The sequence below is a fragment of the Mycetocola miduiensis genome (assembly GCF_900115155.1).
Taxonomy (GTDB): Bacteria; Actinomycetota; Actinomycetes; order Actinomycetales; family Microbacteriaceae; genus Mycetocola_A; species Mycetocola_A miduiensis.
The window spans coordinates 1-10286 of sequence record NZ_FOVM01000014.1 but is presented as its reverse complement, the minus strand read 5'-3'; the positions used below and the strand labels follow the sequence as shown (position 1 = coordinate 10286).

8 protein-coding genes are annotated in these 10286 nt (G+C 68.4%); 5 read left to right on the top strand and 3 right to left on the bottom strand.

Annotated elements, in window-relative coordinates; all coding sequences use genetic code 11:
* Positions 1–91 precede the first annotated feature (91 nt).
* The 3 genes from BM197_RS15940 to mtrA all read right to left on the bottom strand — a co-directional run bounded on the left by BM197_RS15940 (position 92) and on the right by mtrA (position 4163).
* Complete coding sequence (locus BM197_RS15940; RefSeq protein ID WP_090713322.1) at positions 92–1774, bottom strand: LpqB family beta-propeller domain-containing protein; 1683 nt, start codon at positions 1772–1774, stop codon at positions 92–94.
* Entirely contained in the window at positions 1771–3405 is a 1635-nt protein-coding gene (mtrB, locus tag BM197_RS15935; RefSeq protein WP_245762589.1) for an MtrAB system histidine kinase MtrB, read from the bottom strand. The genes BM197_RS15940 and mtrB overlap by 4 nt, the downstream gene beginning before the upstream one ends.
* A 71-nt stretch (positions 3406–3476) precedes the next feature.
* Positions 3477–4163: an MtrAB system response regulator MtrA gene (gene mtrA, locus BM197_RS15930; RefSeq protein ID WP_090713320.1), complete on the bottom strand. Its 687-nt coding sequence runs from the start codon at positions 4161–4163 to the stop codon at positions 3477–3479.
* 195 nt (positions 4164–4358) lie between these two features.
* On the opposite strand from mtrA, the gene BM197_RS15925 reads away from it, so the two are divergent.
* The 5 genes from BM197_RS15925 to BM197_RS15905 are packed head-to-tail and all read left to right on the top strand — an operon-like array spanning position 4359 to position 10073.
* Complete coding sequence (locus BM197_RS15925) at positions 4359–5735, top strand: glycerophosphoryl diester phosphodiesterase membrane domain-containing protein (protein WP_090713318.1); 1377 nt, start codon at positions 4359–4361, stop codon at positions 5733–5735.
* On the top strand, positions 5726–6394 hold the full coding sequence (locus BM197_RS15920) for a DUF4129 domain-containing protein (protein WP_090713316.1): 669 nt from the start codon (positions 5726–5728) through the stop codon (positions 6392–6394). Before BM197_RS15925 ends, BM197_RS15920 begins: the two co-directional genes overlap by 10 nt.
* Entirely contained in the window at positions 6391–7617 is a 1227-nt protein-coding gene (locus BM197_RS15915) for a DUF4350 domain-containing protein (RefSeq protein WP_090713314.1), read from the top strand. Before BM197_RS15920 ends, BM197_RS15915 begins: the two co-directional genes overlap by 4 nt.
* A gap of 47 nt (positions 7618–7664) precedes the next feature.
* The gene (locus BM197_RS15910) at positions 7665–8765 is read left to right on the top strand and encodes an AAA family ATPase (protein WP_090713313.1); all 1101 of its coding nucleotides are present in this window, start codon (positions 7665–7667) and stop codon (positions 8763–8765) included.
* Positions 8766–10073, top strand: coding sequence for a DUF58 domain-containing protein (locus BM197_RS15905; RefSeq protein ID WP_090713311.1), 1308 nt, complete (start codon positions 8766–8768; stop codon positions 10071–10073).
* The last annotated feature ends 213 nt before the right edge of the window (positions 10074–10286 follow it).

The following is a 10286-nucleotide window of genomic DNA, read 5'->3' as shown; positions in this document are numbered from 1 at the left end:
CTCCCACTCTGCAACCGGAGGTCCTCACCTCATTCGCAGCAACTACAGCGAGTCGTCACACCGATTCAACCAACGTCCCTGTGCAGTACAGCTAGTTCGGGCTGCCCAACTGGGTAGCGATCAGAACGATCCCGGTGCCGACCACCTGCCACGCCGACGTGCGGAGCGCTGTGAGGTTGCCGCCGGATGTCACGGCGCGCAGCTGGCGGAGACCCGAACCGGCGACGAGCGACTCGGCACCGGCCGGCCCCTGCAGCAGTTCCGACTGCCCGCCGATGACCTGCTTGACGATCTCGGTCGACCCGTCTGCCGCGGTCGTCAGGGTCGCGACGGTGAGGTCGTCGACCCACGTCGTGGTGACGGCCGAGCTCGTGCCGACGGCAAGCACCTGGGGGTCGCCCAGCGCCACCGGCATGTTCTCGGCATCGCGCTGGATGCCGGCGACGAGCAGCCGAGGGTCGTCTCCGACACGAACGAGCGCGAGGACCCTCGTGCCATCGCGCGAGACGGCGAGCGACTGGATCGAGGATGCCTCAGGCCAGCTGGTCTGCACGGGCGTTTGGGAACCGTCCAACCCGGAAACGACAAGCGACGCCGGAGCGGACGCCGGCACGCTCCAGACATAACCGAACGTGTCGAAGCTCGGCGCGATGAGCCCCGACCGGGCGTCGACAAGAAGCGGTTCGGACGCGGACGCCCGGATGCTGAAGACGCCGTCAGCGGTCCGCGCAGCAGCGGCACTGTGTTCGGCATTGACGACGACGACGTCGGGCCGGAGTGCCTCGACCTGGTCGGACAAGCCGGGCAGGCGCTCGAGCGCATCACCACCGGAGAGGAACCCGAAGCCGTCCTTCGAGAGCACGAGTGCCCGAGGGTCAGCCCGCGGCGACTGCAGCGTGAGGGCGGGAAGGTCCTCGGTGTTGTTGTTCACGGTGACGCTCACCGAGTTGATGGCTGACACGCCGGCAAGGCTTCCGGCGATCTGTGCGCGGATGCGCTGGAAAGTCAGGTCGTCTGCCTCGAGCACTTCACTGCTGAGGTCGACCTGGGCGACGTCCCCGACAACGGGCACCGCCCCTTTCGTCAGGGTCGTGCCCTCCGGGAATGCTGTAGCAACCGCGCCGGCGAGGAGCGGGCTCGGGCCATCGAGCAGAGCGTTCACGATTCGGGTTCCGGTGGACGTCCTCGATGGGAACCAGCGGAGGTCAGGGATGAGGTAGCTCCACGACGGGTCGAAGAAGGTGAGGGCGTATGAGCCGAACACGTCATTGAATCGCTGCGAGTCGAGGATCACCCGGTCGGGCGCGACGCTGATCCGCCATTCGTCTTTCACCTTGATAAAGCTGTATCCCTGGGTGAGAGGCGTCCGGGTGCTGAACTCGGTGTACTCCCCCTCAGCGTTTACCTCAGCGACGGGCGCGACGGTGAGGTTCATGGAGGTCTCGTCCGCGGAGACATAGCTTCGCTGCGCGGCCTCGTCGACGATGACGTTGAGGTCCGGCTCCCAGGTCGACCGGATCTTCGGAGCGAGGAACTCCCGCGCTGTGGCGTAATCCTCGCGGGGACTCGACGCCGCGTCGATGAAGCCGCGGAGGATTTCTTCCTGGCTCGCCCCCGCCTGCGGGCCGTCGGCGATGAACTGGACCTCGGGGTCCTCCGCCCCCGGCACGGGTTGTCCGATGCGCGGGGCGCCCGACTGAGGGATCCCCGAGCATCCCGCGAGGATCAGTGAGGCGGTGACGGCAATGGCCACCGCCCAGCTGCGACCCTTCATACCCCGACTCCCTTCCCGTTGCGGGCGGCATCCGTTGGGGCCTCTGCCGAAGCATCCGCCGAGGTCGATGCTGGAGCATCCGTCGTGTCGACGGGGATCGGTTCAGCGTCCTCTGGCGGCAGCGGGAGCGGCGACATCGTCACCTCTCCGCCGAGCAGGCGCGGAAGGGTGAGGCGGAAGCAGCTGCCTGCACCGACCTGCGACCAGACTTCGAGGCTTCCTCCGTGCAGTTGTGCGTCCTCCAGGGCGATGGCGAGGCCAAGCCCGGTTCCCCCGATCGTGCGTTTGCGGGACGGGTCTGCGCGCCAGAACCGGTCGAAGGCGCGCTGGGCGTCCTGCTCGGTCATTCCGTGCCCGTAATCGCGCACCGACAGAGCTACCGCCTGTTCGTTGCTGTCGACGGTCACCACGATCGGCTTACCCTCGCCGTGCTCGATGGCGTTCCCGAGCAGGTTGCGGACAACCCGGCGGATGCGACGCGGGTCGATTTCGACGTCGGAGTAACCACCGGGGGCGACGAGCCGGACGTCGGAACCCTTCTGTTCGGCGAGGGACGCCATCCCCTCGATCGAGTCCTCGGCGAGGTGCACGAGGCTGTACGGTTCGATCTCGAGCTGTACCGAGCCGGCGTCGTAGCGGCTGATCTCGAGTAGGTCGGCGAGGAGCACCTCGAAGCGCTGCGTCTGCGTGTGCAGCAGTTCTGCGGTCCTGGCGGTTGCGGACGGGAACTCGGAGCGCTGGTCGTAGAGCACGTCACCGGCCAGACGGATGGTGGTGAGCGGCGTGCGAAGTTCGTGCGACACGTCCGAGACGAAGCGCTGTTGCACCTGGGAGAGGTCGGCGAGTTCGCGGATCTGCGACTGGAGGCTGTCGGCCATGCGGTTGAAAGATCGCGCCAGGGTGGCGAGCTCGTCTTCGCCCCTCACCGGGATCCTCACCTCGAGGTCTCCGCTCGCAAGCCTCTCACTGGTGTCTGCGGCGACCCGCACCGGGTTCGCGACGAGCCGGACGATCACCCAGGCCACAGCACCGACGAGGAGCAGCAGCGTGAGTCCGCCGATGAGGAGGGTGCGCTGCACGAACAGCAGGGTCTGCTCGGTATCGCTCAAGTCGAAGCCGATGTAGATCTCCCAGCGACTGCCCTCAGGAAGGGTGATCTGGGATCCGACCACGATCCCGGGAACACGGCTTCCGTTGGCGGCGGGGAGCGACACCGACTGCCACCACTGCTCGTCCGGGTTGTTCTGCACGAGACGGCGCAGCTCGTCGCTGACGACGTCCTTGAGCCGGACGTTCTCGAAATCCTGCGGACCCGTCGGGCTCGGCTCCTGCCCCACCGCCCGGTAGCCGGCGATCATCGTGCTCGACGACGCCCGGGCGATCTCCTCACGGGCGGCACCCATCAGTTCCTGGGTGCTGGCCCTTCCGGTGTCACCGGAGGAGTCAAGAATGTTCTGGGCCGATTCGATCGCGCGGGCGGAGTCCTGCTGGACCTGGGTCACGCGCGACTGGAACAGGTCGTTGCCGATCGTGATGGCCATGTAGAAGCTGGAGATGAGCAACGCGAACAGCGACAGGGCGAGGGTGACGACGACGGTCCGGAACTGCAGCGACCGTCGCCAGGAGCGCACGGCACGTGCCGGCCATGTCCTCCAGTTTTCGAGCCTGATGCCCGAGACGCCCTGTCCCACTTCGGTCGACTTCAGGCTGCAGCGCCGGCACCGGCACGATAGCCGACGCCGCGGACCGTCATAACGATGCGCGGGTTGTCCGGGTCGTCCTCGACCTTTGCGCGCAGCCGCTGCACATGCACGTTGACCAGGCGGGTGTCGGCTTTGTAGTGGTAGCCCCAGACCTGCTCGAGAAGCATCTCGCGGGTGAAGACCTGCTGCGGCTTCGACGCGAGGGTGAGCAGGAGGTCGAATTCGAGCGGGGTGAGGTTGATTCGCCTGTCACCGCGTTTCACCTCATGCCCGGCGACGTCGAGGACGAGATCGCCGATCTGGAGGGAGTCCTGTGACTGCGGGGAGGCCGGGCGCAGGCGGGTGCGGATCCGGGCGACGAGCTCCTTGGGGTTGAACGGCTTGACCATGTAGTCGTCGGCTCCTGACTCGAGGCCCTTCACGACATCCGCCGTGTCGGTCTTCGCGGTCAGCATGATGATCGGCACACCGGATTCGCCGCGGATGCGGGTGCACACCTCGATGCCGTCGATGCCGGGGAGCATGAGGTCGAGCAGCACCAGGTCCGGTCGGGACTCATGGAACGCGTCGAGCGCCCCTGAGCCGTCTGCGCAGAAGGACGGCTCGAATCCTTCAGTGCGCAGCACAATACCGATCATCTCGGCCAGGGCGGTGTCGTCGTCGACCACCAGGATCCGTGCGTTCATACGCCTCGTTCTCGATTCATGTGCCGGCCGGCCGAAAAGCGCGGCCATGCAGTACCTGGCACCAGATTAGCCGCAACCCGTTGGCAGTTGGCCGAGAACCGCCCGAGCGGATGCCCGGGCTCTCATGGTGAGGGTGGTGCGGGTGTGACACGATAAGAAGGCGTGGAATGTCGAACACTTGAGGGGGTCGCTTCAGTGGCGAACGACGAGAGCTGGCAGCAACCGGGCGGGTCAGGATCGAACCCCCCGGCCGCCGATCCGCGCCGGGACGGCGCCGCGCCCCCACCATACTCCGCAGCCCAGAATTGGGGCCCTGACCAGCAGTTCTATCCCCCCACCCCGCCCAATCCCGCGCCCGGGCAGCCCTACTACCCGGCGCAATACGGCCAGAACCCATACGCCCAGCAGTATGCGCAGCCCGGCCAATACCCGGGACCGGTGAACGTCGGTCAGAACCCCTATGCGCCCGACGGCTGGCCGGCGGCCGGATATCCTCCCGGACAACCGGGTGGCTTTGCACAGGCGGCGTGGGCGCCTCCCCCCAAACCGGGGCTCATACCGCTGCGTCCGCTGGGATTCGGAACACTTCTCGGCGCCCCGTTCCTGACCCTCAAACGGAACCCGAAGGCCACGTTCGGCAGCGCTGTACTCGTCCAGGCAATCACCGTCCTCGTCAGCCTGCTTGTCGTCGGCGTCGTCACCTTCTTCGTCATCGGAAGGATCACCAGCGCTGCACCGGAAGACCAGGATGCCGTCGCCGCCGGCGGCATCGTCGCCATTCTTCTTGCATCCATTGTGCCGTTCCTGGTCGGGCTGGCCGCCACCGTCTTCCTCCAGGGCGTCATCGTCACCGAAGCTGCCAGGTCCACGCTCGGTGAGAAGCTGACCCTCCGTGAGACCTGGAAAGCCACCTGGCCGAGGCTCGGCCACCTCCTGCTCTGGACCCTGATCGCCAGCGGCGCCCTCGCTGTCGCCGTTGCGCTCATCGTCAGCGTCGTCTGGCTGCTCGTGGCGCAGGGTGACGGGTTCGTGGCGGCCGGGGTGGTCCTCGCCATCCTCGCGGGGCTCGCCCTTCTCGCTGCCGCCGTCTGGCTGGGCATCAAACTGTCGGTCGTCCCGAGCGTGATCGTGCTGGAACGGGTGCGAGTTCCGCAGGCGATTCGCCGGTCTTGGCGGCTCACCGACGGGTACTTCTGGAGAACGCTCGGCATCCAGTACCTGATCGCATTCATCGTCGGCACGGTCTCCCAGATCGTCGTCACGCCGATCAGCCTGCTGTACGGGATCGCCCTCGGCCTCGTCGACCCGACCTCCACGACCGCCGAGGACTGGATCGCTCCTGCACTGCTCTACGTCGGCCTGATCGTCGTGTCGCTGCTGGTGGCATCCGTTACGAGTGTCGTGCAGTCCGCAACGATCGCGTTCATCTACGTCGACCTGCGGATGCGCAAGGAGGGCCTCGACCTGGAACTCATCCGTTTCGTTGAGGCCAGGCAATCGGGCGACACGTCGGTGCCTGACCCGTACCTGGTCCGGGCCGACGGCTGGAACACCGGGTCTCCATGGTCCTGACGGGCGTCTTTCGATTCGATGTCCCGGTCGTGCCCGACGGCCCCGAGGCGCGGCAGTGGCTCCTCGATGAGCTCTCGAAACCCGAGTACACGGCGGCACGGCCGAGTCTGTTCGACCGGCTCAGCCAGGCGTTCTTCGAGTGGCTGATGCGGCTGTTCCAGCCGGGCGACTCTGTGCCCCTCGACTGGCTTCCCGTGGCGATCGTCGGACTTGTCGTCGCCGGCCTGGTCGCCGCCCTCCTGATCTGGGGACTCCCCCGCGTGAACCGCAACAGCCGGCCGGCTGCCGGGCTGTTCGGCGACGACGACCGCCGCACGGCACGGGAACTGCGTTCGGCGGCGGCAGCGGCTGCGTCCGCCGGCGACTTCACCCTCGCGGTCCTTGAACAGTTTCGGGCGCTGGCCCGCGGTTTGGCCGAACGCACGATCGTGCGGGTCAGCCCTGGAACGACCGCCCACGACTTCGCGGCTCGCGCGTCGGAAATGTTTCCGACGGCATCCGGCGACCTCGCCCGAGCCGCGGAGATCTTTGACCGGGTCCGTTATCTCGGCCACGACGGCAACGCCTCCGACTTCGACCGGTTGCGTCGGCTCGACGTCCGCCTGCAGAAGGAATCGCCGGCCAGTCATGAGCTGGTCGACGCCTGGGGCACCGAATGAGCACCACAACGCGCATCGAACCACCGGTGTCGACCGACGACCGCGTGCTGACGCCGCGCGCCCGCACGGTGGCCAGGCGCGGCCTGTTCTGGGCCGGAGTGGCCGGGGTCTGCCTCGTCGTCGTTGTCGCGAGCATGCTCCTGACGCGCGGCGGCGCAACCAGCGGGCTCCTCCTCGATCCGGCGGACCCCGCACCGACCGGCGCGAAGGCGATTGCCGAGGTGCTGCGGAACCAGGGGGTCGACGTGATCCTGCCCGATGGCTACGACGAAGCACTCGCCGCCTCTTCGGAGCCGGGAACGACCCTCGCGCTCTATGACCCGTCCGGCTACCTTGCCGGGGACCGTCTCACCGAACTCGCCGGAGTGGCCGGCGACGTGGTGTTGCTCTCCCCCGGCTTCCGGCATCTCCAGGCCGTTGCCCCCGCAGTGAGGGCGGCGGGTCCCGCAGACCAGTACACGCCGCTTGATGCGGACTGCGGCGACGGCGCGGCCGCCCGGGCGGGGACGATCAGCCCAGGGTCCACCTTCGCCGACTCGGAGGGGAGCGACGCGATCCGCTGCTTCCCCGCAGACACCGGCGGCTTCGGACTGCTGGGCATCCAGGACGGCAGCGACAGGATCTGGGTGCTCGGGCCGTCCGACGCGCTCTCGAACGACCTCGTGCTCCTGCACGGGAATGCGGCACTCGGCCTTGGGCTGCTCGGCGGAAGCGACCGCCTGGTCTGGTACCTTCCCTCGATCGCCGACGTGGAGGCATCCGGCCCGCCGTCGCTCGCCGAGCTCACGCCGACCTGGCTCGTCCCGGTGACGTCGCTCTGCGCGATCACCGTGCTCGTCGCCATGTTCTGGCGCGGAAGACGGTTCGGGCCGCTCGTCGCCGAGGACCTCCCCGTCACCGTGCCCGCCGGCGAAACGATGGAGGGCCGCTCACGGCTTTACCAGCGCAGCGCCGCGCGGACCCGCGCCGTCGACGCGCTCCGGATCGGCGCCGTCGGCCGGCTCGGTGACGCGCTCGGGCTGTCGCGTCATGCCAGCGTCGGCGAAGTGTCGGATGCCGTCGCATCGGCGCTCGGCAGGAACCCGGGTGAGGTTCGCGGCATCCTCCTCGACGACCTGCCAGGGTCGGAACGCGACGTCGTCGCCCTCTCGGACACCCTCCGCGACCTCGAGTCGGCGGTTGCCGCTGCCGTCGACCCCCGTCCGCCGACGCGTCCCCGCTGAACCCACGATTTCTCGCCCGAACGACAACGAACCGGAAGAATGCGCTCATGACCACACCGACACCGCACGGCCAGCCATATCCGCAAGCCGACCAGCAGGGGCAAGCCCAGTACGGCCGCCCCGTGCCCCCGAACCCAGCCCCTGGGAACGACGGCGCAGCGGAGCGGAGTGCGTTCTCCCGGGCCGAACCCCCGAGGAACGCCGAGCTGCGGGCGAAGCTCGTTCAGGTGCGGCGGGAAGTCGGCAAGGCCGTCGTCGGCCAGGAACCGGCGGTGACCGGCCTGATCGTCGCCCTCCTCGCCAAGGGGCACGTGCTCCTCGAGGGTGTTCCAGGCGTTGCGAAGACCCTGCTGGTGCGCACGCTCAGCCAGGCGCTCGACCTCGACACGAAACGGGTCCAGTTCACCCCTGACCTGATGCCTGGCGATGTGACCGGTTCGCTCGTCTACGACGCGAAGACCGGCGAATTCGAGTTCCGGCGGGGCCCCGTGTTCACGAACATCCTCCTCGCCGACGAAATCAACCGGACGCCTCCGAAGACCCAGTCGTCGTTGCTTGAGGCGATGGAGGAACGCCAGGTCTCCGCGGACGGCGTCACCCAGCCGCTGCCTGCGCCGTTCGTCGTCGCCGCCACCATGAACCCGATCGAATACGAAGGCACATACACGCTTCCTGAGGCGCAGCTGGACCGGTTCCTCCTCAAGCTCGTCCTCGACGTCCCGGAGCGGGACATCGAGGTCGAGGTGTTGCGCAGGCACGCCGCCGGTTTCAACCCGCGTGACCTCGCCGGCGCGGGAGTCACCCCTGTGCTCGGCGCCGCCGATCTCGCCGACGCACAGGTCGCTTCAGCCGCGACCGGCGTCAGTCCGGACGTGCTCAGCTACATCGTCGACCTCGCCAGGGCGACGAGGCGCAGCCCGTCGGTGAGGATGGGCGTCAGCCCCCGCGGCACGACCGCACTCCTCTCCGCCGCCAAGGCGTGGGCGTGGCTGAGCGGATACGCCTCGGTCACCCCCGACCATGTCCAGGCGATGGTGCTTCCGGTTTGGCGGCACCGGCTGGTGTTGCGCCCCGAGGCGGAACTCGAAGGGGTGGCATCGGACGCAATCCTTCGCTCGATCATGCAGCAGGTGCAGGTGCCGATCTAGATGACCGTTTCGGGGAGGTTCGTGGCGCTCGTCGCGTTCGGCATCGTGCCGGTGATCGGCATCGGCACGGCCACCGGCGAGCCCGGGCTCGTGCTCGGTTGCTGGCTGCTGTTCGCGATCGCGCTCGGCATCCTCGACCTGGTGCTGGCGGCATCCCCCCGCGTCCTCGTGCCGTCGAGGTCACTGCCGGCGAGGACCCGGCTGGGTGAGACGGTCGAAAGTGAGCTCTACCTCGCGAATCCGGGCCCGCGTACGCTCCGCGGCGTCGTCCGGGATGCCTGGCAGCCGTCGGCGGGCGCCTCGGTGTTCCGCACCCGGGTCACGATCCCCGCCGGTGAACGGCGGCTCGTCACCGTTCCGCTCACGCCGTTCCGCCGCGGGGAACGACGTGTCGAACAGGTCACCGTGCGCTCATTCGGTCCGCTCGGCCTGTGCGCACGGCAGGCGACGCTGAAAAGCCCCGGCCGCATCCGTGTGCTCCCGCCGTTCCACGCCCGCAAACACCTGCCGTCACGATTGGCCCGCCTCCGCGAACTCGACGGCGCGACGAGCGTGATGGTGCGCGGCCAGGGCACCGAGTTCGACTCGCTGCGGGAGTATGTCCGCGGCGACGACGTCAGATCGATCGACTGGAGGGCCACCGCCCGGCGTCGCGACGTGGTCGTCCGGACCTGGCGGCCCGAGCGTGACCGCCGCGTCGTCCTCGTGATCGACACGGCGCGGACTTCTGCGGCGCGCATCGCCGACGAGCCGAGGCTCGACACCGCGTTCGAAGCATCCCTGCTCCTCGCGGCCCTGGCCACACGCGCCGGTGACCGCGTCGACCTGCTCGCCTACGACCGGCGCATGCGTGCCAGGGTCCAGGGGGCGAGGGGCGCCGACCTGATGGCGAGGATGGTCGACGCCCTGGCAACGGTCGAGCCAGAGCTGCTCGAGATGGACTGGGCTGCGGTACCTGCCCTTGTGCGCGAAGTCACCAGCCAGCGTTCCCTGGTCGTGCTGCTCACCTCGGTCGATGCGCCCGGCGCGTCCACCGCGCTGCTGTCGATGCTTCCCCAGCTGACGAAGCGGCATCTCGTGGTCGTCGCATCCGTCACCGACCCGGCCGTCCTCGCGGCGAGCCGGCAACGGCGCAACCGCGACGAGGTGTACCTCGCGGCGGCGGCGGAACGGTCACTGCTCGATATCGCGAGGGTGTCTGAAGCCATCAAGCAGATGGGCGCGGAGGTGGTCACCGCATCACCGTCCGAGCTCCCGCCTGCCCTCGCGGACCGGTACCTGGCCCTGAAGGCGGCCGGCCGGCTGTGACGCAGCCCAGTCGCCCACCCGTGCGCTCACGCGGAGATTCTTCAGACACAGCCGGCGTCCGCGCCGCGACACGCCGCCGTACACCGAAAATCTCCGCTCGAACCGTTTGTGGTGAGCTGAGGACCGCAGGAACGCAAAGGGCCCGGCCCCACACCGAAGTGCGGAAGCCGGGCCCGGATGAGACGGGTTAGACGGGTTAGACGGGTTAGACGG

Coding starts and splice junctions, on each gene's coding strand:
- BM197_RS15940 (WP_090713322.1), bottom strand. CDS start 1,774: ATGAAGGGTCGCAGCTGGGCGGTGGCCATTGCCGTCACCGCCTCACTG.
- mtrA (WP_090713320.1), bottom strand. CDS start 4,163: ATGAACGCACGGATCCTGGTGGTCGACGACGACACCGCCCTGGCCGAG.
- BM197_RS15920 (WP_090713316.1), top strand. CDS start 5,726: ATGGTCCTGACGGGCGTCTTTCGATTCGATGTCCCGGTCGTGCCCGAC.
- BM197_RS15915 (WP_090713314.1), top strand. CDS start 6,391: ATGAGCACCACAACGCGCATCGAACCACCGGTGTCGACCGACGACCGC.
- BM197_RS15910 (WP_090713313.1), top strand. CDS start 7,665: ATGACCACACCGACACCGCACGGCCAGCCATATCCGCAAGCCGACCAG.
- BM197_RS15905 (WP_090713311.1), top strand. CDS start 8,766: ATGACCGTTTCGGGGAGGTTCGTGGCGCTCGTCGCGTTCGGCATCGTG.